The sequence below is a fragment of the Streptomyces sp. NPDC098781 genome (genome assembly GCF_044759995.1).
In the GTDB taxonomy this organism is placed as follows: domain Bacteria; phylum Actinomycetota; class Actinomycetes; order Streptomycetales; family Streptomycetaceae; genus Streptomyces.
In genome coordinates this window covers 164173-189351 of record NZ_JBIWAK010000001.1, presented here as the reverse complement: position 1 = coordinate 189351, position 25179 = coordinate 164173, and the positions used below count along the sequence as shown (strand labels likewise).

Annotated in this window: 20 protein-coding genes and 1 pseudogene; 13 read left to right on the top strand and 8 right to left on the bottom strand. The window is 70.9% G+C overall.

The window, feature by feature from the left end:
- Nucleotides 1-44: 44 nt before the first annotated feature.
- Nucleotides 45-827, top strand: a complete 783-nt coding sequence (locus tag ACIQWG_RS00855; protein WP_404088817.1) for an SGNH/GDSL hydrolase family protein — start codon at nt 45-47, stop codon at nt 825-827.
- Between the two features lie 112 nt (nt 828-939).
- On the opposite strand, the gene ACIQWG_RS00850 is transcribed toward ACIQWG_RS00855, so the two are convergent.
- Nucleotides 940-1716 (bottom strand): LPXTG cell wall anchor domain-containing protein, encoded by a 777-nt coding sequence (locus tag ACIQWG_RS00850; protein ID WP_404088815.1) that lies wholly within the window; start codon nt 1714-1716, stop codon nt 940-942.
- A gap of 300 nt (nt 1717-2016) precedes the next feature.
- Here ACIQWG_RS00850 and purB point away from each other — a divergent pair, with 300 nt between their 5' ends.
- From purB to ACIQWG_RS00835, 3 genes and pseudogenes are all read left to right on the top strand, one after another.
- Complete coding sequence (purB, locus tag ACIQWG_RS00845; protein ID WP_404088813.1) at nt 2017-3459, top strand: adenylosuccinate lyase; 1443 nt, start codon at nt 2017-2019, stop codon at nt 3457-3459.
- Between the two features lie 13 nt (nt 3460-3472).
- Nucleotides 3473-3640 (top strand): annotated as a pseudogene (locus tag ACIQWG_RS00840) (uracil-DNA glycosylase family protein); the annotation flags it as partial.
- A 166-nt stretch (nt 3641-3806) separates the two neighbouring features.
- Nucleotides 3807-6722, top strand: a complete 2916-nt coding sequence (locus tag ACIQWG_RS00835; RefSeq protein WP_404088811.1) for an NACHT domain-containing protein — start codon at nt 3807-3809, stop codon at nt 6720-6722.
- Between the two features lie 279 nt (nt 6723-7001).
- On the opposite strand, the gene ACIQWG_RS00830 is transcribed toward ACIQWG_RS00835, so the two are convergent.
- Nucleotides 7002-7373 carry a hypothetical protein gene (locus ACIQWG_RS00830; protein ID WP_404088809.1) on the bottom strand — a complete coding sequence of 124 codons (372 nt, stop codon included), beginning with the start codon at nt 7371-7373 and terminating at the stop codon, nt 7002-7004.
- Nucleotides 7374-7425: 52 nt separating this feature from the next.
- Here ACIQWG_RS00830 and ACIQWG_RS00825 point away from each other — a divergent pair, with 52 nt between their 5' ends.
- Entirely contained in the window at nt 7426-7827 is a 402-nt protein-coding gene (locus tag ACIQWG_RS00825) for a mismatch-specific DNA-glycosylase (protein WP_404088807.1), read from the top strand.
- Nucleotides 7828-7857: 30 nt separating this feature from the next.
- Here ACIQWG_RS00825 and ACIQWG_RS00820 read toward each other — a convergent pair whose 3' ends face one another.
- Genes ACIQWG_RS00820 through ACIQWG_RS00810 form a run of 3 tightly spaced genes read right to left on the bottom strand, consistent with a single transcriptional unit; the run spans nt 7858 to nt 9978 of the window.
- Nucleotides 7858-8271: a hypothetical protein gene (locus tag ACIQWG_RS00820; RefSeq protein ID WP_404088805.1), complete on the bottom strand. Its 414-nt coding sequence runs from the start codon at nt 8269-8271 to the stop codon at nt 7858-7860.
- 58 nt (nt 8272-8329) lie between these two features.
- Nucleotides 8330-9055 carry an ABC transporter permease gene (locus ACIQWG_RS00815; protein WP_404088804.1) on the bottom strand — a complete coding sequence of 242 codons (726 nt, stop codon included), beginning with the start codon at nt 9053-9055 and terminating at the stop codon, nt 8330-8332.
- Nucleotides 9056-9057: 2 nt separating this feature from the next.
- Complete coding sequence (locus ACIQWG_RS00810; protein ID WP_404088802.1) at nt 9058-9978, bottom strand: ABC transporter ATP-binding protein; 921 nt, start codon at nt 9976-9978, stop codon at nt 9058-9060.
- A gap of 108 nt (nt 9979-10086) precedes the next feature.
- Here ACIQWG_RS00810 and ACIQWG_RS00805 point away from each other — a divergent pair, with 108 nt between their 5' ends.
- The 3 genes from ACIQWG_RS00805 (at nt 10087) to ACIQWG_RS00795 (ending at nt 13220) form a co-directional block, all read left to right on the top strand.
- On the top strand, nt 10087-11256 hold the full coding sequence (locus tag ACIQWG_RS00805) for a sensor histidine kinase (RefSeq protein ID WP_404088800.1): 1170 nt from the start codon (nt 10087-10089) through the stop codon (nt 11254-11256).
- Nucleotides 11257-11270: 14 nt separating this feature from the next.
- On the top strand, nt 11271-11933 hold the full coding sequence (locus tag ACIQWG_RS00800) for a response regulator (protein WP_404088798.1): 663 nt from the start codon (nt 11271-11273) through the stop codon (nt 11931-11933).
- Nucleotides 11934-12062: 129 nt separating this feature from the next.
- A complete protein-coding gene (locus ACIQWG_RS00795; protein WP_404088797.1) occupies nt 12063-13220 on the top strand; it encodes an ROK family transcriptional regulator in 1158 nt (385 codons plus the stop codon).
- A 94-nt stretch (nt 13221-13314) separates the two neighbouring features.
- Here the strand turns inward: ACIQWG_RS00795 and ACIQWG_RS00790 are convergent, their stop codons facing one another.
- Both ACIQWG_RS00790 and ACIQWG_RS00785 read right to left on the bottom strand, forming a co-directional pair.
- Nucleotides 13315-14076, bottom strand: a complete 762-nt coding sequence (locus tag ACIQWG_RS00790; protein WP_404088795.1) for a GntR family transcriptional regulator — start codon at nt 14074-14076, stop codon at nt 13315-13317.
- Between the two features lie 171 nt (nt 14077-14247).
- A complete protein-coding gene (locus ACIQWG_RS00785; RefSeq protein WP_404088793.1) occupies nt 14248-15135 on the bottom strand; it encodes an RNA polymerase sigma-70 factor in 888 nt (295 codons plus the stop codon).
- Between the two features lie 146 nt (nt 15136-15281).
- On the opposite strand from ACIQWG_RS00785, the gene ACIQWG_RS00780 reads away from it, so the two are divergent.
- Nucleotides 15282-16112, top strand: a complete 831-nt coding sequence (locus ACIQWG_RS00780; protein ID WP_404088792.1) for an alpha/beta fold hydrolase — start codon at nt 15282-15284, stop codon at nt 16110-16112.
- Between the two features lie 306 nt (nt 16113-16418).
- On the opposite strand, the gene ACIQWG_RS00775 is transcribed toward ACIQWG_RS00780, so the two are convergent.
- Complete coding sequence (locus tag ACIQWG_RS00775; RefSeq protein ID WP_404088790.1) at nt 16419-17354, bottom strand: DMT family transporter; 936 nt, start codon at nt 17352-17354, stop codon at nt 16419-16421.
- A gap of 46 nt (nt 17355-17400) precedes the next feature.
- Here ACIQWG_RS00775 and ACIQWG_RS00770 point away from each other — a divergent pair, with 46 nt between their 5' ends.
- The 4 genes from ACIQWG_RS00770 (at nt 17401) to ACIQWG_RS00755 (ending at nt 25102) form a co-directional block, all read left to right on the top strand.
- On the top strand, nt 17401-18867 hold the full coding sequence (locus ACIQWG_RS00770) for a PLP-dependent aminotransferase family protein (protein WP_404088788.1): 1467 nt from the start codon (nt 17401-17403) through the stop codon (nt 18865-18867).
- Between the two features lie 356 nt (nt 18868-19223).
- On the top strand, nt 19224-20798 hold the full coding sequence (locus tag ACIQWG_RS00765) for an alkaline phosphatase D family protein (RefSeq protein WP_404088787.1): 1575 nt from the start codon (nt 19224-19226) through the stop codon (nt 20796-20798).
- A 234-nt stretch (nt 20799-21032) separates the two neighbouring features.
- The gene (locus ACIQWG_RS00760; protein ID WP_404088785.1) at nt 21033-22442 is read left to right on the top strand and encodes an SWIM zinc finger family protein; all 1410 of its coding nucleotides are present in this window, start codon (nt 21033-21035) and stop codon (nt 22440-22442) included.
- A complete protein-coding gene (locus ACIQWG_RS00755; RefSeq protein ID WP_404088783.1) occupies nt 22439-25102 on the top strand; it encodes a DUF6493 family protein in 2664 nt (887 codons plus the stop codon). Before ACIQWG_RS00760 ends, ACIQWG_RS00755 begins: the two co-directional genes overlap by 4 nt.
- Nucleotides 25103-25179 lie beyond the last annotated feature (77 nt).

Sequence of the window (25179 nt, the reverse complement as noted above, 5' to 3'; positions counted from 1 at the left end):
GACCGACCGACGGGTATGGCGCCCGGGATACCATCTCTGTCGCCATGCACACGAACCCCACACACAGCAGCCTGGTCGCGGTCGGCGACTCCTTCACCGAGGGCATGTCGGACCTCCTCCCGGACGGTTCCTACCGGGGCTGGGCCGACCTCCTCGCCGGGCGGATGGCCGCCCGCACACCCGGCTTCCGGTACGCCAACCTCGCGGTGCGCGGGAAGCTGATCGGGCAGATCGTCGCCGAGCAGGTCGACGTGGCCGCCGCGATGAACGCCGATGTGATCACGCTCGTCGGCGGGCTCAACGACACGCTGCGCCCCAAGTGCGACATGGGGCGGGTGCGCGGTCTGCTGGAGGAGGCGGTGGAGAAGCTCGCCCCGTCCTGCGGCCGGCTGGTGCTGATGCGCAGCCCGGGGCGGCAGGGGCCGGTCCTGGAGCGGTTCCGGCCGCGCATGGAGGAGCTGTTCGCCTGCGTGGACGAGCTGGCCGAGCGGCACGGGGCGATGGTCGTGGACCTGTACGGGGCTCCCTCGCTGGCCGACCCGCGCATGTGGGACGTGGACCGGCTGCATCTGACGGCCGACGGGCATCGCCGGGTCGCGGAAGCGGTGTGGCAGGCGCTCGGCTACGACCCCGAGGACACCGAGTGGCGCACGCCGATCCCGGCCACCCTGCCGCCGGGGTGGGTCGCACGGCGGTCCGCTGACGTGCGGTTCGCGCGGCAGCATCTGCTGCCGTGGATAGGGCGGCGCCTGACGGGGCGGTCGTCCGGGGACGGGCTGCCGGCCAAGCGGCCGGAGCTGCTGCCCTACGAAGGGCCGATGGCCTAGGCCCGGTCGGCCCGAAGGCACGGGCCGGAGGGGCGAGGCGCTCCTGCCGCCGGTCCGCGACAGGAGCGGTGTCCTACGCCCTGAGCCGGGCCGTCCCCCGGCTTTCGGCGCCCTACCGGCGTGCGGCGGCCCGGCTCCGCCGGTACAGCACGGTTCCGGCGATCAGCAGCGCGCCACTGGCGGCGATGCCTCCGACGACGCTCTCGGCGCCGGTCTCGGGCAGGTGGGGGTGGGTCGGCTTCCCGGGAGGCGTCGTGGACGCACTCGGCGTCGGCTCGTGGGAGGGCGGCGGTGTGACGGTCCTGGTGGGTGTCGGGGTCGGCGTGGGCGTGGGCGTGTCGCAGCCGTAGCCGTACCCGTAGCCACAGCCGTCGTCGTTGGGCTCGTCGGAGCCGTAGCCGGCGTCGCTCGGTTCGTCCGAGCCGTAGCCGTAGCCGTCGCCGCTGGGCTCCTCGCTGCCGTACCCGTAGCCGGCGTCGCTCGGCTCCTCGGAGCCGTATCCGTACCCGTGGTCGCTCGGCTTCTCGGTTCCGTAGCCGTCCTCGGCCGGCTTCTCGTAGCCGTAACCCTCGGAGCTCGGTGACTCGGTGCCGTAGCCGGAGTTCCCGGATTCCGAAACGGTGTCCTCGGAGGCGGTCCTCGGCAGATCCAGTCTGTCGAGCCTGTCATTCACCTCCTGGACCCGCTCCTGCACCTCGCCGACTTTCTCGTGCACGTTGCCGAGTTTCTCGTCCAGCTGGTCCAGCCCGTCCGAGCCGTCCGTGCGACCCGACAGCGCGGCGGCGGAGTTCACCACGGTCCCGTGGGTTCCTGGGGTCGCGGACGCGCATGTGCCGTACAGGGACAGGGCGCTCGTCGCGGCGGCCGCCACGATCAATCCCCTGGTCAAAGCCTGTCGCATTCTCGTTGTCTTTCTCTTATCGGAATGGGGAAGCCGACGTCGGTCATTGACGCGATCTCGTCGATTGCCGGAATTCGTCAGGTCGTCGCAGGCGCCGTGATGCCGCGCGCTCGAACTCGCCACGACTTGCAGACTATGAACGAGATGTGGAGGCCCCCGGAAACCAGGACGCGTCGACAGTCTGGGAATTCACCCGATCGCCAGCCGGCGCCGACCGGCACCTCTGACCTGGGGCACTCGGTGGGCGTGGCCGAGGGGGCCGCGAGGCGCCGGGTAAACTCCGTACACGTGACTTCTGCGCCCGCCAAGCCCCGCATCCCGAACGTCCTCGCCGGACGTTATGCCTCCACCGAGCTCGCCACGCTCTGGTCCCCCGAGCAGAAGGTGAAGCTGGAGCGGCAGCTCTGGCTCGCCGTGCTGCGGGCCCAGAAGGACCTCGGCATCGAGGTGCCGGACGCGGCGCTCGCCGACTACGAGCGCGTCCTCGACACCGTCGACCTGGCCTCGATCGCCGAGCGCGAGAAGGTCACGCGGCACGACGTGAAGGCGCGGATCGAGGAGTTCAACGACCTCGCCGGGCACGAGCACGTGCACAAGGGCATGACGTCCCGAGACCTCACCGAGAACGTCGAGCAGCTCCAGGTCCGCCTCTCGCTGGAGCTGATGCGCGACCGTACGGTCGCCGTGCTGGCGCGCCTCGGCAAGCTGGCCGGCGAGTACGGCGAGCTGGTCATGGCCGGCCGTTCGCACAACGTCGCCGCGCAGGCCACCACCCTGGGCAAGCGTTTCGCCACCGCCGCCGACGAGCTGCTCGTCGCGTACGGGCGCGTCGAGGAGCTGCTGGGCCGCTACCCGCTACGCGGCATCAAGGGCCCGGTCGGCACGGCGCAGGACATGCTGGACCTGCTGGGCGGTGACGCCACGAAGCTGGCCGAGCTGGAGCACCGGATCGCTCAGCACCTGGGCTTCTCGCAGGCGTTCACCTCGGTCGGCCAGGTCTACCCGCGCTCGCTGGACTACGAGGTGGTCACCGCGCTGGTGCAGCTGGCGGCGGCGCCGTCCTCGCTGGCGAAGACGATCCGGCTGATGGCCGGGCACGAGCTGGTCACCGAGGGCTTCAAGCCGGGCCAGGTCGGCTCCTCCGCGATGCCGCACAAGATGAACACGCGGTCCTGCGAGCGCGTCAACGGCCTGATGGTCATCCTGCGCGGCTACGCCTCGATGACCGGTGAGCTGGCGGGCGACCAGTGGAACGAGGGCGACGTGTCCTGCTCGGTGGTGCGCCGGGTCGCGCTGCCGGACGCGTTCTTCGCGCTGGACGGCCTGCTGGAGACGTTCCTGACGGTGCTCGACGAGTTCGGCGCCTTCCCGGCGGTCGTGGCCCGTGAGCTGGACCGCTACCTGCCCTTCCTCGCCACCACCAAGGTGCTGATGGGCGCGGTGCGCGCGGGCGTCGGCCGTGAGGTCGCGCACGAGGCGATCAAGGAGAACGCCGTGGCCTCCGCGCTGGCGATGCGTGAGCAGGGCGCCGAGCGCAACGAGCTGCTCGACAAGCTGGCCGCCGACGAGCGCATCCCGCTGGACCGCGCCGCGCTGGACGCCCTGATGGCCGACAAGCTGTCCTTCACGGGTGCGGCGGCCGACCAGGTCGGCGTCGTCGTCGGCCGGATCGAGGAGATCGTCAAGCAGCGCCCGGAGGCCGCCGGTTACACGCCCGGGGCGATCCTCTGACGTCGCGGCCGGCATGACGCGCTTCACCGCCGAGCAGTTGGAGGCCGCCCGCGACCGTCTGGTGCCGGACGTCGTCGCGGACGGCCTCGACGTGCTGTTCTGCGGCATCAACCCCGGTCTGATGACAGCGGCGACCGGCCATCACTTCGCCCGCCCCGGCAACCGCTTCTGGCCGGTGCTGCTTCTCTGCACTTCACTCGAAAGACTGACGAGACGGTTCGCTGGGCAGCACTAACCTCAATCGGCCCATCGTGTGCCACCGCAGGGGCCCACGAGGTGCGAGCGAGCTCGTGGAGAAGTTATCGCATCAGTAGGTTAGGGCTGGAGCGCTGTGCCAGGATTGCCCGATGGACTACGACCTGACGCGTTTGGGGTGGCGGGAGTTCGAGCATTTGTCTCAAGCGCTCGCCAAGTGCGTGCTTGGCCCCGGTGTTTCAGTCTTCGGCGACGGTAAGGACGGCGGTCGGGAGGCGACATTTACCGGCCAGGTTCCGTACCCCAATGGACAGCAAGCTTGGGATGGCTACGGGGTAATACAGGCCAAGTTCAGGCAACGTTCTCAAGGCGTTAGTTCTGGCACCGAATGGCTTGAGCGTCAGATTGAGGCGGAGTTCAAAGCGTGGCTGCACCCTGATTCCAAGCGCGGGCGGATGCCGGAGTACTTAGTTTTCACGACCAATGTGCCCCTCTCGCCCGTGCCTGAAACCGGTGGGATCGCTCGCGTGGACCGCCTTATAACTTCCTACTCCGAGAACCCGAAAGTTGCTCTAAAGGGCTGGACTGTATGGCACGGCGACGAGATTTGCCGCTTCCTCGACATTCATGAAGGGGTCCGCCGGGCATTTGCTCACTTCATCACCCCTGGAGATGTACTCTCGCGTCTTCTCACCACGGTCAGCGATGCGGACGCCGAGACCGCAGAATTGATCCGCGCGCACGCCGGCAGGGAACTCCTGTCCGATCAATGGGTGCGCCTCGGTCAGGCTGGAGCTCAGACAGACGATCAAAAGACGCGACTCGGGCCCGTAGCGGTCGACCTGCGCGCCACCTTCGGAGAGCGTGACACGCGTCCACAGGCCGAACAAGCACCCATCTACCAGGACGGACCAAACTCGTACTCCACGCGTGTCGCCTCGTACGTCCTCGAACGCGGTGACACGGTTCTACGTCCGTCGCGATACGCCTCAGCGGAAGCCCGGAACGTTGTGTTGATCGGTGGCCCTGGGCAAGGAAAGAGCACCCTAGGACAGCTGATATGTCAGGCCTATCGCGTCGCTCTCCTTGACGAAGAAGGTGAGCACTTGCTCACCACCGAGGCGCGCACGGTCCTGCATGCCCTTCGTCGCAATTTCGCAGAGATCGGCCTGCAACCACCGCAAGGCCGCCGGTGGCCTATTCGTATCGCGCTCAACCAATACGCCAATGCCATCCTTGGCGGCGAGGACGTCAGTCTCCTGCGCTTTCTAGCCGACAGGGTTGGCCACCGCAGTTCCGTACCGGTCACCAGCATCCACATCAAGCGCTGGTTGCGGACATGGCCGTGCCTGCTTGTCTTGGATGGGCTCGATGAGGTGGTCTCACGTGAAACACGGGAAGAGGTGATGTCCCGCATATCTGATTTCCTTCTTGAGGCCCGGCAGATCGACGCAGATCTCCTTGTTATCGCAACGACGCGCCCGCAGGGCTACAAAGGCGAATTCCACTCCGGCGACTACGAGACCCTCACTTTGGTCCCCATGCCGGACAGTGACGCATTGCACTACGCTGAGCGACTCGCCGCCGCGCGCCATCGCGATGACCCCGACATGCGTGACACCGTCTTAGAACGAATCAGAACAGCCATCTCCGAGGAGGGCACTACCCGCCTCCTGCGCTCGCCGCTACAAGTGACCATCATGTCTTTGCTCGTCGAGCGACGCGCCCGGCTGCCCCAAAACCGCTACGAACTCTTCGATGCCTACTACGACACCATATACGCCCGCGAGGTAGATAAGCCTGGAATAACCGGACAGCTCCTCGCCGACCATCGGCTCCACATCGACTGGCTTCACCAACACGTAGGGATACTCCTCCAGACTCGCGCAGCCCAGTCAAGGGAACTGGATGCGGTGATCGAGGATGATGAGCTTCGCGAGCACATCCGGCAACGGCTACACGAGGAAACCGAGGACCAGAACGAGGCCGAAGTCCTGGCCAGCCGTCTGCTGGAAGCGGCAACCGACCGACTTGTCCTGCTCGTTGCCCCGAATGCCGGTTACATCGGCTTCGAAGTACGAAGCCTTCAGGAATACATGGCTGCCCGAGCGTTGATCTCCGGCCCTGAGGCTGAAATTGTTCCCCGACTCGAATCTCTCGCTGCCAGCTACTCATGGCGTAACACCTGGATGCTGGCCGCCGCAGGAATCTTCACCCACCGTCCGCACCTGCGCAGCGACCTGATCAACGCACTACGTGCGCATGACTCCAGGGATGCCGTCACGATGATTCTAGTCCCCGGTGCGCAACTGGCGCTCGACCTCCTGGATGACGACTTCACCCGCCATCACCCTCGCTTTCACAATCTGCTGGTCGAATATGCAACCACGCTCATCGGTCGCCCGCCGCGGGTCGATGTTCTCCAGCGCGCCGCACATAGTTTGGCCACGGCAGCGCAACGCCATGAGCAAGCTCGCATCCGGATCGAACACGCAATCAGGGACGCACTGAGCGCCCGCGATGCTCGGCTCTTGACAGGTCTCGGAGTCCTCAGCTTCCTGGCCCAAGTCAAAGGGCCAGGAAGCTCATCAGCGCGCCGTCTACTCGGCACGACCACCCGCAGTTTGGGAGCCAAGGAACGTGCAGCAGCCGCAGTCCTGTCCAGTCAATATCTTTCGGGAAAAATTCCCGATCTCCCTTCAGTTAATTTCAAAGTACTCGGAAAATCCAATCTCGCCCAATATCTGCGGGATCAGCTACCGACAGGGGATCTCTCAGGGTTTCAGCCCCTCCCAAACTTCCTCAATGCACTTGAACGCCACCCTGTCCAGCAGATACAAGTCGAAGGCATTACTGTGCCTGTCGTTGAAGCTTCGGTTCCCCTGGACAGTGAGGGAGCACTCGCTGCCATTGGCCACCAGATATCGATCGAGGCGTGTATCAACGTCATTAACGACCAGGAGATCACATCCTGGCAGATCAGCATGGCCTTCACGCAGCTTCTCGACTTGCTGACTTACTCCTCTTTACTGCCTCCAAGTGACCTCAATGTAACCGGCATAAGTTGAATGCTCGTGAGCTTTCACCTGGAGGTCCGAACCTTTCTTAGGTCCAGCATTCATCTATGCTTCTGGACCTCAGAGAACCCGCAGAATACCTTGGGGAACTTCGGGAGTTAGCTCGAATCCCTCACTCGTCCTTCTTTTCTTTGCGTGACATTGGGATGCCCAGGTCAACGGCTTGGCGCCTCGTTCGCTTTCGCGTCTCATCGCGCTTGGTACGGAGGAAGGTAAGGGTCAACTTGATTCCTTCGACTTCGCCGAGCCAGTTCTCCTCTTCAGCCCTCCTCAGTCGGTCCACAAGGTCGAATTCGAGTTCTTCGAGTCGGTCGAGCATCTTCGGGTTGATGTGCAGTACGGGGCAGCCGTCCGGAGCCACCCGGCCAACACCGCCGTCTCGGCCTCGGTCGCTTTCTCCCAGGCCACCCCGAGCAGCCACAGCACCCTAAACCAGCGCAGCAGCCCGTACCCGTAGCTGCGGACCGTCAGCGGACTGCTGTCGTTCAGAGCCAGGTCACGCAGATACGCAGTGACCGGTTCGATCTCGTCGTCATACCCGTTGACGACGATGTACGGCGGATGAGCGCCCCGCGCAGGGAACACCGCCCCGACGCGGGGGATATCCGCCCGCCCCTCCGTGAGTTCGTGTCGAAGATCCATTTTCACTCTCCTCGTTGACCTCGGGGACCATCACCGAGACCAACGAGAAGAGATGGTGCAGATAACTGTGCACCTGTCCGGCTTCACGCCGAGGCTGCTGAAACCGTCGGAGCAGGGCGAACTGCCGTCCTACGGACTGGGTATCACGAACGTCGTCGCGCGGGCGACCGCGCGGGCCGACGAGCTGAGCGCGCGGGAGTACCAGGAGGGCGGGCGGCTGCTGACGGCGAAGGTGGCACGGCTGCGGCCGCGTTGGCTGGCCGTCGTCGGGGTCACCGCCTATCGAGCGGCGTTCGACGACCGTGGGGCGCGGGTGGGTCCGCAGGAGCGGATCATCGGGGACACCCGGTTGTGGGTGCTGCCGAACCCGAGTGGGCTGAACGCGCATTGGACGGCCGCGACGATGGCGGAGGAGTTCGGACGGTTGCGGGTGGCGGCCGGCGCCGGCACCTGACGGGTCATGGGGGGGCCGTCTCGGTGCCCCTCAGGGCGGGTCTATCTCGGTGACCATCAGAAGGAGTGCGGGCTCGGCCTCGGGGTCACGGTCGGAGACGGCCAGATTGACCCAGCGGCCCGTGCCGGTCGCGCTCCAGGTGCGCAGGTCGTCGGCCCTGGTGCCGAACTCGGCCCAGGGCTCGGGTATGTCCTCTCCGCGCAGACCGCGCTCCTGAAGGGTCACGCTGCCCCAGCGCTCCGCCTTTCCCCATCGCTCGTCGAACCGCAGGACCAGGGCGGCCTCATGGGCGTAGAGGTCGTCCCTGCTCGGCCACGAGCCGGGCCCTAACTCGGTCATGTAGTAGCCCGGTCCGCCCAGGGCGAACTCCGTCCTGCCGTGCTCCGCGGGAAAGTCCCGGGTGCACAGCAGGTCGGTCAGGGCGAGATCCTTCGCGACGTCCATGTGATCCAGTATTGCCGCCGCCACTGACAATTGGCGGGGCGTCAGTCGCCTGCCGCCGTCAGGCGTCCCGGCGTCGCACGCTCCACGCCCCCGCGAGCAGCGCGGCCGTCGTCCACAGCGCGGTCACCGCCAGCCCCGACCACGGCCCGAGTGTGCCGTCGTACGTCTGGTGGAGGGCGATCTGGCCGGCCTTGTCGGGCATGAGGTCCGCCAGGGTTCCGGCGGCGTCGCCGATGACGAAGGACACCACGAGGATGAACGGGATGAGCAGGGAGAGCGTGGCGACTCCGCTGCGCAGCAGTGCGGTGAGGCCCGCCGCGAACAGGGCGATGAGCATGAGGTAGACCCCGCAGCCCAGGACCCCGCGCACCTGCTCGGCCGTCGTGAGGCCGCTCGCCGCCGAACCGAGTCCCGCGCGTCCGACGGCGAACGCCGTGCCCGCGGTGACCAGTCCGGCGAGCAGTGCGGCCGCGGCGATGGCCGTCGTCTTGGCGGCGAACCACAGCCCGCGGCGCGGCACCGAGGCGAGCGACAGTCGGAGCGCACCCCCGTGGTACTCCGACGAGACGGCCGACGCGCCGAACGAGATGGCGGCGATCTGACCGGGCAGGACACCGGACAGGGCGCTGAAGAGCGGGTCGAAGTCCGGGTCGGAACTCCCCTCGGCGCCTGCCAGGGCGGAGAACGCCGTGGTCACGGCCCACAGCGCGAGCAGCGCTCCCGGCATCGAGCGCAGCGTACGGATCTTGAGCCATTCCGAACGGAGTACCGGCGCGAATGTCATGATCAGGCCTCCTGGGGCTGTGCGGTGAACTCGGCCTCGGTCGCGGTCAGGTCCAGATACGCCTGCTCCAATGTGCCCTCCTCGGCAGCGAGTTCGAGGAGCGAGACGCCCGCCTCGGAGGCGAGCCGGCCGATGTCGTCCACGCGCGCGTGGCGCACCGTCCAGTGCCCGTCCTCGTGCCGGACGGCGTCGTGCCCGTGCCGGGCGAGCGCTGACTCCAGTGCCCGGGCGTCCGTGGTGCGCACACGGACCCGGGGTTCCACGCGCGCGTGGATGAACTCCCGCATCGGGGTGTCGGCGAGCAGACGGCCCCGGCCGAGCACGACGAGATGGTCGGCGAAGGCCGCGGTCTCGGTCATCAGGTGGCTGGAGACCAGGACCGTGCGCCCCTGCCCGGCGAGCCGGCGCAGCAACTGGCGGATCCAGATGATGCCTTCGGGGTCGAGTCCGTTGGACGGCTCGTCGAGCAGGACGACCTCGGGGTCGCCCAGCAGGGCCGCCGCGATACCGAGCCGCTGACGCATGCCGAGCGAGTACGTCCGCACCCTGCGCCGCGCGACCGAGGCGAGCCCGGTCTCCTCCAGCACCTCGTCCACCCGGCGATCGGCGATGCGGTTGCTCGCGGCGAGGACGCGCAGGTGGTCGCGGCCGGTGCGGGAGCCGTGCGCGGCCTGGGCGTCGAGCAACGCGCCCACGTGGCGCAGGGGTTCGCGCAGGCTCGGGTAGGCGCGGCCGCCGATCGTGGCGGTTCCGGAGGTCGGCCGGTCGAGGCCGAGGACGAGCCGCATGGTGGTGGACTTTCCGGCGCCGTTGGGCCCGAGGAAGCCGGTGACACGGCCGGGGAGGACGGTACAGGTGAGGTCGTCGACGGCTCTTCGGGTGCCGTACTCCTTGGTGAGGGCCCGGAATTCGATGCTGGTCATGGCAGCAGCCTGGCCCGGTGGGGCGGGTCGGCTCCTCCCCCGCCGGTGGAGATCGTCTCCCCCGAGCGGGGGAGGTCCGTTGTCAGTGGCGGCTGGCACGATGACGAAATGGTCCGCTTGCTGCGCCCGTTCGGTCGGGCGGTGACGTACACACGATGGCTGCATCTGTGCATCGCCGTTGTGTGGCCGAGCATGTGGCTGTTCGTCGAGGAAGCCTGGTGGACGTGGGTGGTGGCCGGCGCGGTGCTCGCCCCCGCCGGGCTGGTGCCCGCGATGCGGACCGTGGAGGGGCTCCAGGCGAGACTGCTGCTGACCGCTCATCGGGAGGACGTGGAGAACACCGACATCGTCGTCGCGCCGTCCGCTTCCTGGGGCGAGAGGGGGCGGCTGGTCGTATGGCTGGAGGCGCGGTTGCTGCTCGGCTGCGCGACCGCGGTCGTCAGCGCCCGACTGGTCTTCGCCACGGTGAACCTGCTGTCGGCGCCGTTCACCGGTGACTTCACCGAGGGCGGGCTGTGGCTCCGCGACGCCGGCCCCTGGTGGCAGTTCCTGTTCGCGCCTGTCCCCCTGGTCGCGCTCGCGGTGACCGTGGTCGCCTCGGGCCGGCTCATCACGGCACTCGCGGTCCGTCTCCTCGGCCCCTCCCCCGCGGAGCGCCTGGCCGCGCTGGAGGAGCGCACCGAGCAACTCCTGGAGCGCAACCGCATCGCCCGCGAGCTCCACGACTCCATCGGCCACGCCCTGACCGTGGCCGTCGTCCAGGCGGGCGCCGCCCGAGCGGCCGGTGATCCCGCCTTCACCGACCGGGCCCTGGCCGCCATCGAGGAGACCGGCCGGGCCGCCCTGGAGGACCTGGAGCGGGTCCTCGGCGTCCTGCGCGAGTCACCGCGGCCGGTCGGCGGCCGGCCGACGCTCACGGACGCGGACCGGCTGCTGGAGTCCGCGCGGGCGTCGGGCGCGAAGGTCGACATCGAGACGACGGGCCCGTTGGACTCGGTGCCCGGTCCCGTGTCCCGGGAGGGCTATCGCATCCTCCAGGAGTCGCTGACCAATGTGCTGCGGCACGCGGGCCCGGTCCCGGCCGCCGTCCGCATCGCCGTCACGGACGGCACGCTCACCCTGGAGATCCGCAATCCGCTCACCGCGGAGATACCCGGGCCCGGTAGCGGCAGCGGGCTGCGCGGCATCCGCGAGCGCGCCGCCCTGCTGGGCGGACACGCGCGGACCGGTCCCCACGAAGGTGACTGGCAGGTGCATGTGGAGCTGCCGGTGAGTTGATCTAGGCTGGCCGGATGCCGGTGACCGTTCTCCTCGTCGACGACGAACCTCTCGTCCGCGCGGGTCTGCGGGCCGTGTTGGAGGCCCAGCCGGACATCGAGGTCGTCGGGGAGGCGGCCGACGGGGCGGCGGTGATTCCGCTGGTGCGGCAGTTGCGGCCGGACGTGGTCGCCATGGACGTACGGATGCCGCTGCTGGACGGGATCGAGGCCACGCGCGCGGTGCTGCGCACGGTCGACGAGCCGCCGAAGATCCTCGTCGTCACCACCTTCGAGAACGACGAGTACGTGTACGAGGCGCTGCGCGCCGGCGCCGACGGGTTCCTGCTGAAGCGGGCACGGCCGGTCGAGATCGTTAACGCGGTGCGGCTGGTCGCCGAGGGCGAGTCGCTGTTGTTCCCGGCGTCGGTGCGGCAGCTGGCCGCGCAGTACGGCGACGACGGCGGGAACCGGGCGGCGCGTGCGGTCCTGGAGCGGGCCCGGCTGACCGAGCGGGAGGCCGAGGTGCTGAGGCTGATGGCGCGCGGGCTGTCGAACGCGGAGATCGCCGCCCGGCTGGTGGTCGGCACGGAGACGGTGAAGTCCCATGTGAGCGCCGTCCTCGCGAAGTTGGGGGCGCGGGATCGCACGCAGGCGGTGATCACGGCGTACGAGTCGGGGTTCGTGGCCCCTGGGTGAGCGTGATCGGCTACGAAGGTGGCGCGGGCCGAGCACGGCCCCGTCGGGCATTCCGGCGGAGCGACTCGCCGGGGTCCGTCCCGGCGAGTACCATCCGCCCAACATGGCCACGAGCTGGAAGGACGGACGTTGGGGCAGCTGACCGGCGGGGATCCCTCGCTGCTGCGAAGGATCAACTCCGCGGTGGTGCTGCACGCGCTGCGTGCCACGGACGCCGCCACGCTGACGGAGATCACGCGGGTGACCGGACTGTCCCGGCCGACCGTCGAGGGCGTCGTCGAGGGGCTCATCGACGCGGGGTACGTCGTCGAGAAGGCGGCGGACGAGAGTGTCGCGCGGCGTCAGGGGCGGCCCGCGCGGCGGTTCCGGTTCCGGGCCGAGGCGGGCCATCTGCTGGGCGTGGAGATCGGCGCGCATCGGATCGCCGCGCTCCTGGCCGACCTGGACGGCCGGGTGCTCGGCGCCATCGCCAAGGACGTGGACGAGGCGGCTCCGGCGGACGAGCGGCTGGAGCGGGTGCGTACGGCGGTCGCGGAGCTGTTGCGCCGGGCGGGGGTCGCGCGCGGCTCGCTGCGGGCCGTGGGGGTGGCCACGCCGGGCATCGTGGAGGCGGACGGCACGGTGCGGCTGGGCGCCGCGTTGCCGGAGTGGACGGGGCTGCGGCTGGGCGAGCGGCTGAGCCGGTCCTTCAAGTGCCCGGTGCTGGTGGAGAACGACGCGAACGCGGCGGCAGTCGCCGAGCACTGGAAGGGTTCCGCGACGGAGTCCGACGATGTGGTGTTCGTGCTGGCCGGGCTGAGTCCGGGCGCGGGTTCGCTGATCGGCGGGAAGTTGCACCGGGGGTTCGGCGGGGCGGCCGGTGAGATCGGCGCGCTGCATCTGCTGGGCCGCGAGGCGACACCGGAGACGCTGCTGTCCACCACGGACGAGCCGCTGCGTCCGCTGGACGAGCACGCCGTCGCCGCGGTGTTCGCGCAGGCCCGCGAGGGCGACCAGCGGGCCCGCGCGGCCGTCGACCGCTTCATCCAGCGTCTCGTCCACGACGTGGCCGCGCTCGTCCTCGCCCTCGACCCCGAACTCGTCGTGGTCGGCGGCTGGGCGGCCGGCCTGGACGGTGTGCTGGAGCCGCTGCGCCGCGAACTGGCCCGCTACTGCCTGCGCCCGCCCAATGTCGCCCTGTCGCTCCTCGGCGAGGCGGCGGTGGCCACCGGCGCATTGCGGCTCGCCCTCGACCATGTGGAGGAGCAGCTGTTCGCGGTGGAGGGGACGGTCACCGGCCGACGTTGACGGCCTTCCGCGTGGATGGCCGCCTGCCCTTGAACGCCGTGCGCCCCGGACGGGATCCGGGGCGCAGGCGTATGTCGGCCGAAAGAGCGGTCGGTCAGGACGCCCGGCGCTGCGCGTCCTCGTGTATCTCCACGCCACCGGAGTCGCCGAAAGTGAGCCGGCAGGTGTCCGCGCGGTAGGTGGCGACGGAGAGAGCGACGGTGCGGCCCTCGGCGAGGTAGCGGGTGGTCACCACGAGGACCGGGGCCCCCGGCAGGCGGTCCAGTTCCTTGGCGTCGTCCGCGCGGGCCGAGCCCAGCTCGACGGCGCTCTCCCGGCCCTCAAGACCCATGCGGTGCAGCTCGCGCAGCACGGCACGCGCGCGTGCCGTCCCGGACGGGGCGTCGATGCCGGAGAGGTCGGGCACCGACGACTGCGGGATGTAGAGCAGCTCGGCGGCGACGGGCTGGCCGTGCGTCACGCGCGAGCGGCGCACGATGTGCACGGGCTCGTCCTGGCCGCATTCGAGGGCGTCGGCGACGGAGGCGGGCGCGACCGCGAGCGCGCAGTCCGCGGCCTGCCAGACGTCGTCGGCCGCACCCGGCCAGGCGTGCTGCTCGCTGCCGACGGCCACACCGACGCGCGGCGGCGCGACGGTCGTACCGACGCCGCGGCGGCGCTGGAGCCTACCTTCCAGCTCCAGCTGTTCGAGGGCCTGGCGGAGAGTGGCTCGGGCGACGCCGAAGCGGGCCGCCAGATCACGCTCGTTGGGCAGGATCTCGCCCACCGAGAACTCCGAGTCCAGTGCCTCAGTGAGCACGGTCCTCAGATGCCAGTACTTCGGTTCCGGCACCGATTCCAGTTGCGTGGTCCCCACCCTGTCCTCCGCAATCGCCGTGGCCCGGCGGCGTTTTAGCGCCCTTGTTTATTAAAGGTTGTTGCACTTATCAGCGACGATAGGGCGGCGCTCACCCTTGGTCAATACCAATCGCCGGGAACGTTCACGGAACGGCTCGCGCGGTTCTGGCCGCACGAGCGCCGGCCGGCGCTACGCGGTGGCCAGCGACGTCAGCTTGTCGGGGTTGCGGATGATGTAGACGGACTGGATCCGCCCGTCCAGCACCTCGAGTTGGAAGATGCTGTCGGGCTTGTCGCCGGACCGGATCAGCAGCGCGGGGCCGCCGTTGACCTCCACGAAGTGGAAGGACGCGTCGGGGACGTCGCCCTTGCGTGCGGCGCCGACGAGGAAGCGGCCCACGTGGTCGGCCGTCTCCAGGACCCGCAGCGGCGCCTTCGCCTTGCCGCCGCTGTCGCCGACCAGCCGGACGTCCGGGGCCAGTAGTGACATCAGCCCTTCCAGATCGCCCTCCGCGGCGGCGGCCAGGAACCGCTCGGTGAGGTCGCGTCGCAGGGCGGGGTCGACCTCGTAGCGCGGTCGTCGCTCGTCGACGTGTCTGCGGGCCCGCCCGGACAGTTGCCGTACGGCCGTCTCCGAGCGGTCGAGCATGACGGCGATCTCTCCGTACGGGTAGCCGAAGGCCTCCCTCAGGACGAACACGGCCCGCTCCAGCGGCGACAGCGCCTCCAGGACGACGAGGACGGCGAACGAGACGGAGTCGGCGAGGACCGCGCGCTCGGCGGTGTCCTGGACGGTGTCGCCGAAGTCGGTGACGTACGGCTCCGGCAGCCAGGGGCCGACATAGGTCTCACCGCGTGCCTTGACCTGGCGCAGCCGGTCGATGGCGAGGCGTGTGGTGATGCGCACCAGGTAGGCGCGCGGCTCGCGCACCTCGGAGCGGTCGGCGCCGGACCAGCGCAGCCACGCCTCCTGCACCACGTCCTCCGCGTCAGCCACCCGCCCGAGCATGCGGTAGGCGACCCCGAGCAGGACGGGGCGATGCTCTTCGAACACGTCGGTCTCGATGTCGGTGGCCACCGCACCATCCCAGCCCACCCGTGCCGCCCTGTCCAGGCGACAACCGGCGGGACGGACGGGACTCGCCCCGGGGGTCTACCCGCCGGTAGCAATTGCTGACAGGCTGTCTACCCCATGCCCGGCCCATGAGCCCGACGAGGAGCAGCATGTCCGCCACCGTCTCCTTCGAAGTCCCCACCCCGTACGGTCCGCAGAGCATGAACCTCTCCTACGCGCGCGAGGGCACCGGCGAACCCCTTCTCCTGCTGCACGGCATCGGCCACCACCGCCAGGTGTGGGACCCGGTCATTCCCGTGCTGGCGCACGAGCGCGAGGTGATCGCCGTCGACCTGCCGGGGTGCGGACAGTCGCCGTCGATGCCGAAGGGGATGACGCACGACCTGCCGACGATGAGCCTCGCGCTCGCCGCGATGTGCGAGGCCCTGGAACTGGAACGGCCGCACGTCGCGGGCAATTCGCTCGGCGGACTCCTGGCCCTCGATCTCGGCCGGGCGAAGCTCGCGCGGTCCGTCACCGCCCTGTCCCCGGCGGGTTTCTGGTCGCAGCTGGAGCGGCAGTACGCCTTCACCGTCCTGACCGGGATGCGGCGGACCGCCGAGCGCATGCCGCTGCCCCTCGTCGAGTGGCTGTCCCGCTCGGCGGCCGGCCGCGCCGCCCTGACCAGCACCATCTACGCCCGTCCGGGCCGCCGTTCGCCCGAGTCCGTGGTCGCCGAGACGGTCGGACTGGCCCGCGCGGAAGGTTTCTTCGAGACGCTCCGGTCGGGCCGGGAGGTGCGGTTCACCGACGATGTCTCGGAGATTCCGGTCACGGTGGCGTGGGGCAGCAAGGACCGGCTGCTCGTGCCCCGGCAGGGGGTCCGGGCGAAGCGGATCATCCCCCGGGCGCGGCTCGTGCGGCTGCCCGGATGCGGCCATGTGCCGATGAGCGACGATCCGGCGCTGGTCGCGCGGGTGCTGCTCGACGGCAGCCGCTGAGCGGGGTGGGACGGGCGGCGGCCGGGTCGCGGCCCTGGAACGCGGTGCCGGTGGATCGGGGTTGGCCGCGTTGCGGGCGGCGGGCTTGGGCGGCGGGCTGCTTCCCTGCGGGTGGCCGCGTTGCGGGGGGGCTTGGGCCGGCCGCTTCCCTTTGCGTGGCCGCGTTGCGGGGAGGGCGCGTGGGTCGGCGGGCTGCTTCCCTGCGGGGGGCCGCGTTGCGGGGGGGGCGGGCTTGGGCCGGCCGCTTCCCTGCGGGTGGCCGCGTTCCGGGCGGCGGGCTCGGGCGGGCCGCTTCCCTGCGGGCGTTCAATCCTGTTGACGCGTGAGCGGCGCGTGGTTCGGCGGCCGGTGCGTCGGTGGCTGCTCCGGGGCCGGTGGGCGGGCACGGCAGCCCAGGACGACGCCCGCGCCGACCAGCGCACTGCCGAGGGCCTGCGGGACGCCGTAGGAGCCGGTTCCGACGAGCGGTGCGGTGCAGGCGGCCGCGACGGGGATGAGCCCGGAGAACAAGGTGGCGCGTTCTGCACCGAGCCGCTGCATGCCCATGTACCAGCACACGAACCCCACGACCGTCACGATCACCGACTGCCACAGCAGGGCCGCGGTCTCGGTGGTGTCCGGGCGGCGCAGCCAGGCGCCGCCGTCGAGGATCGCCCCCGCCACGGCTGACTCGACGGCCGCGACACCGCACACGACGGCCGACAGCGGACGCGGGCCGAGCGGCCGCAGCACGGGCACGGCCAGCACCGCGAACCCGACCTCGCCGGCCAGCGCGCACGCCGAGAAGGCGATGCCGGTGCCGTCCGTGCGGCCCCACCCCTGGACCGCGCAGGCACCGGCAACCACGAGCGACGCGCCGCCCAGCACCCCGCGGCTCGGCCGGCGCCGCTCCAGCAGGGGGACCAGGACGACCACGACCACCGGCGCACAGCCGACGAAGACGCCCGGGACGGCCGGTTCGGCAGTGCGTTCGGCGGCGATCACCGCGAGGTTGAAGCCGACCATGCCGATCGCGGCGAGCAGCGCGAGGCGGGCCCACTGGCGGCGCGTGAGAGCCCGCAGCCGGGCCCGGGCGCCCGCTCCGAGGCTCGGCAGAAGCAGCAGACACGCCAGTCCGTAGCGGAGGAACTGGCCGCCCGCGTACGGGTACTCGCCGAGCAGGCTGTTGGCGGTGAAGGAACCTCCGACGAGGACGCAGGCGAGCGCTGCGAGGAGGGCGCCGCGTGTGGTGGTGGCGTTCATGGCACGACGTTAGGAACGGCGGCGGTCCGCATTAAGGTCCACTCTCATGACGTCATCGCGGACCAATCCGGACCTGCCGGCCGGCTCCCCGGCCTGGGAGTTGCTGCTCCCCGCCGCGTCGGCGCCGGCACGCGCGCGTGGGCGTTCGCTTCAGGCCGCGCTGCGCGAGGCGGTGCGTTCGGGGCGGCTGCTGCCGGGGACGCGGCTGCCGTCGAGCCGGGACCTGGCGGCCGACCTAGGGGTGTCACGCGGGCTGATCACCGAGGCCTACGAGCAGTTGACGGCGGAGGGGTATCTGCGCAGCGGGCGCGGTGCCGGGACCTGGGTAGGCGACGCGGTCCGGGCCGCCCGGCCCCGCGCGCGTGACCTCGCTCCGCGCTCCGCCGGCACGGGGGCCGACTTCGTGGCCGGGACGCCGGATGTGTCGCTGTTCCCGCGCGCCGCTTGGGCCGCCGCACAGCGCGCCGTACTGGCCGGGCTGCCGCACCACGAACTCGGCTATCCCGATCCACGCGGGCTGCCCCGGCTGCGCACCGCCCTCGCGGAACTGCTCGCGCGCCGCCGAGGCGTGGTCGCGGACCCCGAGCGCCTCCTGGTCGTCTCCGGGGTGTCGCAGGCCACGGCGGTGCTGGGCTTCGTGCTGCACGCGCGCGGGATGCGCGAAGTCGGGGTCGAGAACCCCGGAAGCCCGCAGCACGACGCCCTGTACGCGGCCGCGGGCGTGACCACCGTGCCGGTGCCCACGGACGAGGAGGGGCTCACCGTCGGCCCGCTGCGGGAGTCGGGAGTACGGTCCGTGGTCACCACGCCGGCCCATCAGTTCCCGACCGGCATCGCCTACTCCGCCCCGCGCCGTGCCGAACTGCTCGACTGGGCGCGGTCCGTCGACGGCTACGTACTGGAGGACGACTACGACGGCGACTTCCGCTACGACCGGGCTCCCGTGGGCGCGCTCCAGGGCCTCGATCCGGAGCGGGTCGCGTACGCGGGGTCGGTCAGCAAGTCCCTCGCACCGGGGCTGCGGCTCGGCTGGCTGCTCGTGCCCGAGGCGCTGGCCGAGGAGGTCGTGGAACGCAAGCGGACCATGGACCTCGGCCATCCCACCCTGGACCAGGCGCTGTTCGCCCGGTTCGTGGAACGCGGCGACTACGACCGCCAGCTGCGCCGCTGCCAGCGCGCGTACCGGGAGCGGCGTGACGCCCTCGTCGCGGCGCTGGAAGAGCACTTTCCGGGCTCGGAGGTGACCGGGATCGCGGCGGGGCTGCATGTCATCGCCGCACTGCCGGAACGGTACGGCCCGCAGGAGCGGTTCCTCGCGCGCGTACGCGAGGCCGGTGTGGCGGTGCGCCCGCTGTCGGACTACGTACACGCGCGCGCCGGGGACGCCGGAGATGCCGGGCGTGCCGGGCAGGCGGGTGTGCGGCTGGTGATGGGGTACGCCCATCTGTCCCCCGCGCGGATCCGGGACGGCGTACGGCTGATGGCCGGTGCGGTGGTGACGGCTCGGAGGTGACCGGGATCGCCGGGACGGGCGTCGGGGGCTGACCGGACCGGCGGGACGGCGGCACGGCACTGACCGGACCACCGGGACGGCGGCACGGCACTGACCGGACCACCGGGACGACCGCACCGCGCTGATACCGGACCGCCGGGACGACCGCACGGCACTCACCGGACCGCCGGGACGGCCGCGGGGCCAACGGCCGGGTGATCCGGGAGGCGCGTAGGCGTGTCCCTCGTATGGCGGGCCGGTCGGGCCGGTTCCCTTGCGGATGCGGTCAGTTGTTCACTCGTGGTTTGCGTGTGCGCTGCGGCGTACCAGTAGTTGTGGCACTGCCCACTGGCCGGATCCCGCCTCTGGAGGCCTCCATGTCCCACCGTCCGTTCCCGGGTCGCCGCAGCGTTCTGCGCGGCTCCCTCGCCGCGTCGGCGGCGCTCACCCTGCCCACGGCACTCGGCTCGGCACCGGCGTTCGCCCTGTCGGGGCGCCCCAAGGCCGGCTGGGGTGTGCAGGCGGGTGACGTGACCTGCGACTCGGGGCTGGTGTGGGTGCGCTCGGACCGTCCGGCCCGGATGATCGTCGAGACGTCCGCGACCGCGTCGTTCCGCAACTCACGCAGATGGCGCGGCCCGTTGCTGGGCGCCGGCACGGACTTCACCGGCACGACCCGGCTGCGCGGCCTGCCGTCCGGTGAGCAGATCCACTACCGCGTGCTGCTCGCCGACCCGGACGACCCGCGCCGCACCGGCGAACCGGTCACCGGCACCTTCCGGACCGCCTCCGCGCGGCGCCGTGACGGCATCCGCTTCGTCTGGTCCGGCGACCTGGCGGGACAGGGCTGGGGCATCAACCCCGACTTCGGCGGCTACACCATCTACAACGCGATGGGCAAGCTGGACCCGGACTTCTTCCTGTGCAGCGGCGACAACATCTACGCCGACGGCCCGATCACGTCGTCCGTGGTCCTGCCCGACGGCAGCACCTGGCGGAACATCACCACCGAGGAGAAGTCGAAGGTCGCCGAGACCCTCGCCGAGTTCCGCGGCAACTTCCGCTACAACCTGCTCGACGACAACCTCAAGCGGTTCAACGCGCAGGTCCCGTCGATCATCCAGTGGGACGACCACGAGGTGACCAACAACTGGTACCCCGGGGAGATCCTCGGCGACACCCGCTACACGGAGAAGAACGTGGACGTCCTGGCCGCCCGTGCCCGGCAGGCGTTCTCGGAGTACTTCCCCATCTCGACGCTGCGCCGCCCCGACGGCCGGGTGTACCGCACCGTCCACCACGGCCCGCTGCTCGACGTGTTCGTGCTGGACATGCGCACCTACCGCAACGCCAACTCGCCGGACAACCAGACCACCGACGCGCAGGGCATCCTCGGCGCCGAGCAGCTGAGGTGGCTCAAGGGCGAGCTGGCCCGCTCCCGGGCGGTGTGGAAGGTGATCGCCTCGGACATGCCGCTGGGCCTGGTCGTACCGGACACCGGCGACGGCATGCCGAACATCGAGGCCGTCGCCCAGGGCGACCCGGGCAACCCGCTCGGCCGTGAGCTCCAGATCGCCGAGCTGCTGAGGTTCATCAAGCACCGCAGGATCACCGGCACGGTGTGGCTGACCGCGGACGTCCACCACACCTCCGCCCAGCACTACCAGCCGTCGCGGGCGGCGTTCGCCGACTTCGAGCCGTTCTGGGAGTTCGTCACCGGCCCGCTCAACGCGGGCGCCTTCCCGGCCAGCGCGCTGGACGACACCTTCGGTCCGGAGCGGGTGTTCGTGAAGGCGCCGACCGCCGCGAACGTCTCCCCCGCCGGCGGCTACCAGTTCTTCGGCGACGTCGAGATCGACGGCCACAGCGGTGAGCTGACGGTGCGGCTGCGGGAGCAGGACGGCACGGTGCTGTTCACCAAGGTGCTCCAGCCGGGACGCGTCGGCCAGTAGGTCGCCGGGCCCGACAGCCCGGTCCCGTACAGCCCGGTCCGGTACGCCCCGGTCCGTACACCCCGGTCCCGAACGCTCGTGACAGTGCCGCGCATCTGAGTCATCCCCTGGTGCGCGGCACTCGCGTATCCGGCGCCGAACGTATGTGATGTGAACTCCCTGACATCAAAGCGTTTTCGCAGGCCTTTTCGCAGGTCGGAGCCGATTGTCAGTGGTCGCCTCTACGGTTTTCCCATGACGCGATCTTTGCAGGCCGTGGCCTACCGACGACCCTCCGTGCTGGAGTCCGCGACGACCGGACAGCGGCTGGGCCTTGAGACCTCGCGGGGTGCGACGCCCTCCGGAGTCCAGGACCATCCGCAGTTCTTCGCGGGGTTCCTGACGTCTCCTCAGGTGGCGTCGGCGGCGCTGCTCGCGGTGGCCGACGTGGCGTCGGCGCGGTACTACCAGCGCCGGCTGCCCGCCTCGCTGGACCCGGTGGTGACGGGCAACGGCGACCGGCTGCGCTTCGAGTCCTTCTCCGGCTGCTGCGGGGTGTACGCCCGCCTGGACGTGCTGGAGCCGGGCCTGGACGGCGGCGAGGTGGGGCACGGCACGACGAACGTGGACGTCAACAACCCGCTGCGTGAGGCCCTGTCCAGGATCGGCTCGGACGATCCGCTCCATCTGCGGGTCGGTCCCGAGGAGTTGGCGGTGACCACGCTGGACGGGCCGGTCGTGGAGAAGAAGGTGCCACTGCCCGACCGCTGGCTGCGCGGCTTCGCCGAGGCGCAGGTGATCGCGGCCGGCTTCGACCTGCGGGCGGAGCTGCCGGCCGCCGAGGCGGTGCGGTTCCTGAGGGCGCTGCCGCGCGGTGGGGCGCGGGGTGCCTCGGCCGGACCGCGGTGGGTGGTGCCCTCGGGCGGCGGACTGCGGCCGACCACACGCGCGGTGCCCGGTGCGGTGTGCCTGCCGGGTCCGGAGCGGCTGGTGGCGCTCCAGCGGGTGCTGCGCCACGCCACGGCCCTGCGTGTGTACGGCCCCTCGGTCGCCGGAGGTACGGCTGCCACGGCCAGTGCCTGGGAGGCGGTGCTGCCCGGCATGCGGCTGACGCTGACGCTGTCGCCCGACGCCTCGCGCGGCTTCTCCGGCGAGGGCGGCGTTCTGGACGCGCTCGCCACGGACGAGGCCGCCGAGGACGCGGAGCTGATCGCGGTGCTCCTCGCGTGGGAGCCCCGGGTCGATGTCGCCGACCTGGCCGCGTCCTCGGGTCTCACACCGGAGCGCGTCAGGGCGGCCCTGATCCGCCTGGGCACTTCGGGGCGGGTCGGGTACGACACGGCGGAGGCGGCCTACTTCCACCGCGAACTGCCCTACGACGCCGAGCGCGTGGAGCGTCACAATCCCCGGCTGCGCTCGGCGCGGGCACTGGTGGCGGCGGGCGCGGTCGCGCTGGACGGCGTCATAGGCACGGTGACGGCCGAGGACGGGCATCTGCACCGGGTGCGGGACGAGTCGGGAGTGCTCAGCTGTAGCTGTCTGTGGTGGGCGAAGTACCGGGGCGGGCGCGGGCCGTGCAAGCACGCGCTGGCGGTGCGGATGGTGCGGCGCGGTGTCGCCGCGACGGAGCGGGACATGGCACGGGTCGAGGGGGACGCGCGATGACTTCACTGATGGATGCGGTAAGGGCGGGGCGGACGGCCGAGGTGGTGAGCCTCCTGGACGGGATGACGGACCCCGAACGGCGGGCGGTCTTCCCGCAGTTGAAAGCGCTGCGCAAGGAGCTGCGGGCGGACCAGTGGACCGCGCAGGCCCGCCGCGCCTATCCCGCCCTGCATGCGGCCGGAGCCGCGTGCCAGACCGGCGCGGCCGGTGTGGCGAGCTGGCTGGCCGCCGCCGACATGCGCTGGTGGCCGGCGTCTCCCGGCGTGCTGATCGACGTCCTGGGCGACCGTGCCCCGGCGTGGCTGGGCGATGTCGCGCACCGCATCGCCGAGCGGCCGCCGACGGCGAGAGTGCCGTACGAGCTGATGGCGGGCCTGGTCCGGCTCTCGGGCTGTCCGGTACCGGCGACGGAGGCGTACGTCCACGGCTGGGTGGACCACATCGGCCACACCTGGCAGCGCGGCGACACGGTCCTGGCCCGGCTGCGCCAGGACCCGCACCTCGCACAGCTCACGGCCGCGCTCTTCGAGACCGACGACATCGGCGGCCGGCTCGCGTGGGCGGCCGGCGAGGGCCCGAACAGCTGGACCGGGGCGATCGCACGGCTCACCGTGGACGGGGTGCTGGACCGCGGGGCGACGGTCGACGCTTGTGTGGCCCGGCTGCTGCGCGGCGGCCCGGTCGCCGATCACCGGGTGTTCCTGCGCATGCTCCAGGCCCTCGCACTCACCCGGGACGAGGAGCGGGAGCGCACGGCCGACTGGCTTGCGCTGGCCGCCGATGCCGCGCCCGTCGTGGCCGCGCACGCGCAGTCCGTGCTGGCGTCGCTCGCCCTGGACGGTGAACTGCCCGCGCGTCGGCTGGTCGAGATGTCGGGCGCGGTCCTGTTCCGCACCGAGAAGAAGCTCGTACGCGCCCAGCTCGTCCTGCTCGGCAAGGTGATCGCCCGTGACCCGTCCACCGCCGAAGAGCTGCTGCCCGCCGCCGCCCAGGCGTTCGGACACGAGGACTCGGACGTCCAGGAGCGTGCGCTCAAGCTGGTGGAGCGCCATGTCCGCAAGGTCGGCACGGCCGAGGTCCGGGAGGAACTCGCGGCGGCGGCCGACCAGTTGATCCCGACGCTTCGCACGCGGGCGACGCGGAGTCTGGGTGCGTCCCCCGTGCCCTCGACGCCGGTGACGTACGAGGAGGTCCTGCCGCCCGCACCGGCGCCGGTGCGTCTCGCGCCCGCACCTGAGTCGGTGACGGAACTCGCCGAGGAGGTCGGGGCGTTGCTCGCCTCCGGCGGTGACGTGGCGGAGTTCGAGCGGACCCTGGACGGACTCGTGCGGCACGCGTACCGCGATCGTGAAGCGCTCCTCAAGGCGCTGGAGCCGGTCGTCGCACAGCGCTGGTGGGCCGAGCCGAATCCGCAGTACGCGTACCACGCGGGGGACTACTTCACCAGGCGCAACGGCCTCTTCAACGCGGCGCACGGCCTCGAACTCCTCCTGGCGACTCTGCGTGAGAAGGTGCCCGTCTCGACGCTCCACGACGTTCTCCGGCGCGGCACGACCGTCGCCGGCGACTGCGGCCACTCTCCGCTCGCCCGAGCCTTCGAGGCCCGCGTCTGGGAGGTGGCGCACCGGATCGCCACCGAGCCGCTGCCGCTGCTGCTGTCGACGCCCACCTGGGGCACCGGGCTGCTGGAGCAGGATGAGTTGGTGGCACGCCTCGACGAGTACCGCCGCCTGGGCGCGCGGGTGTCGGCGGCGGACTTCGCTCAGGCCCTGCTGCGGGTCCGGCGCGGCGACCGCGCGGCGGCCGGGGTCGCCGCGGAACGGGCGGCGGCACTCGGCACGGCGGAGGGCACGCGTCTCGCCCGGTGGCTGACCTTCGGCGGTCCCGCCGAGCCCACGTACCGGCGGCGGACCTCGGGCGACCGCGTACTCGTCGAATGCGGAGAGATCACCGAGCTGCAAGACGACTTCCCGGCCGATTTCAGCCCGTTGGGCCGGCCCGTGACCGTCTTCCGGGACCGGTGGCACTGCTACCACTGGAACGACGACATGCGGCCGCACTGGCTCGCCCTGCTGCCCGAACAGCGCGAACTGGTGGCGGTCAGGATGCTGCGCGAGCTCTCGGCGGCCGCGGTCGACGACACCCGGGGCGCGGCGGCGTTCCTGCCCCGGCTGGCCGAGTCGGGCGGCGCGGCCGGTGAGGCGACGCACCTGTGCCTGGCATACGGGCTCGGCGCGCGGCACCCGGAGGACCGGCTCGCCGCCGTGGACGCCCTGCTGGTGCTCGCGGCGCGGGGGCAGCTCGACAGGGACCGGCTGGGTTCGGATCTGGGGCAGTTGATACGCAGCGGTGCGGTGAAACCGTCGCGGCTGGTCGACTCGGTGCGGACGGCGGTGGCCACGGGCGCGCACGCCACCGTCTGGGCCGTGCTGCGGCACACCCTTCCCGCCCCGCTCGGTGACCTCGTGACCGGCGCGGCAGCCGCCCCGGCGCGGGGACTGGCCGACCTTCTTGCCGTCGCGGCGGAATGCGCCGAGCGAACAGGGGCACGCGAGGAGCTGCCACACCTGGCGGGAACGGCGGAACGCCGGGGTTCGTCCCGGATCGTGACGCAGGCCCGGCGGCTTCAGAGCGCGCTGGCGGAGGGATTGGCCGCCTGAGGGGCGCGCATCCGTCCCGGCCGTTTCATCCCACACAGTTGAATAAGCCACAAAAAAGACATAGGCGGTCTTTACCG

What these genes read in the sequence shown, in the direction of transcription:
- ACIQWG_RS00780 (WP_404088792.1), top strand. Translation starts at nt 15,282, where the DNA reads ATGTCCGCCACCGTCTCCTTCGAAGTCCCCACCCCGTACGGTCCGCAG.
- ACIQWG_RS00825 (WP_404088807.1), top strand. Translation starts at nt 7,426, where the DNA reads ATGGTGCAGATAACTGTGCACCTGTCCGGCTTCACGCCGAGGCTGCTG.
- ACIQWG_RS00760 (WP_404088785.1), top strand. Translation starts at nt 21,033, where the DNA reads ATGACGCGATCTTTGCAGGCCGTGGCCTACCGACGACCCTCCGTGCTG.
- ACIQWG_RS00810 (WP_404088802.1), bottom strand. Translation starts at nt 9,978, where the DNA reads ATGACCAGCATCGAATTCCGGGCCCTCACCAAGGAGTACGGCACCCGA.
- ACIQWG_RS00855 (WP_404088817.1), top strand. Translation starts at nt 45, where the DNA reads ATGCACACGAACCCCACACACAGCAGCCTGGTCGCGGTCGGCGACTCC.
- ACIQWG_RS00755 (WP_404088783.1), top strand. Translation starts at nt 22,439, where the DNA reads ATGACTTCACTGATGGATGCGGTAAGGGCGGGGCGGACGGCCGAGGTG.
- ACIQWG_RS00765 (WP_404088787.1), top strand. Translation starts at nt 19,224, where the DNA reads ATGTCCCACCGTCCGTTCCCGGGTCGCCGCAGCGTTCTGCGCGGCTCC.
- ACIQWG_RS00815 (WP_404088804.1), bottom strand. Translation starts at nt 9,055, where the DNA reads ATGACATTCGCGCCGGTACTCCGTTCGGAATGGCTCAAGATCCGTACG.
- ACIQWG_RS00805 (WP_404088800.1), top strand. Translation starts at nt 10,087, where the DNA reads ATGGTCCGCTTGCTGCGCCCGTTCGGTCGGGCGGTGACGTACACACGA.
- ACIQWG_RS00775 (WP_404088790.1), bottom strand. Translation starts at nt 17,354, where the DNA reads ATGAACGCCACCACCACACGCGGCGCCCTCCTCGCAGCGCTCGCCTGC.
- ACIQWG_RS00770 (WP_404088788.1), top strand. Translation starts at nt 17,401, where the DNA reads ATGACGTCATCGCGGACCAATCCGGACCTGCCGGCCGGCTCCCCGGCC.
- ACIQWG_RS00820 (WP_404088805.1), bottom strand. Translation starts at nt 8,271, where the DNA reads ATGGACGTCGCGAAGGATCTCGCCCTGACCGACCTGCTGTGCACCCGG.
- ACIQWG_RS00800 (WP_404088798.1), top strand. Translation starts at nt 11,271, where the DNA reads ATGCCGGTGACCGTTCTCCTCGTCGACGACGAACCTCTCGTCCGCGCG.
- ACIQWG_RS00835 (WP_404088811.1), top strand. Translation starts at nt 3,807, where the DNA reads ATGGACTACGACCTGACGCGTTTGGGGTGGCGGGAGTTCGAGCATTTG.
- ACIQWG_RS00830 (WP_404088809.1), bottom strand. Translation starts at nt 7,373, where the DNA reads ATGGATCTTCGACACGAACTCACGGAGGGGCGGGCGGATATCCCCCGC.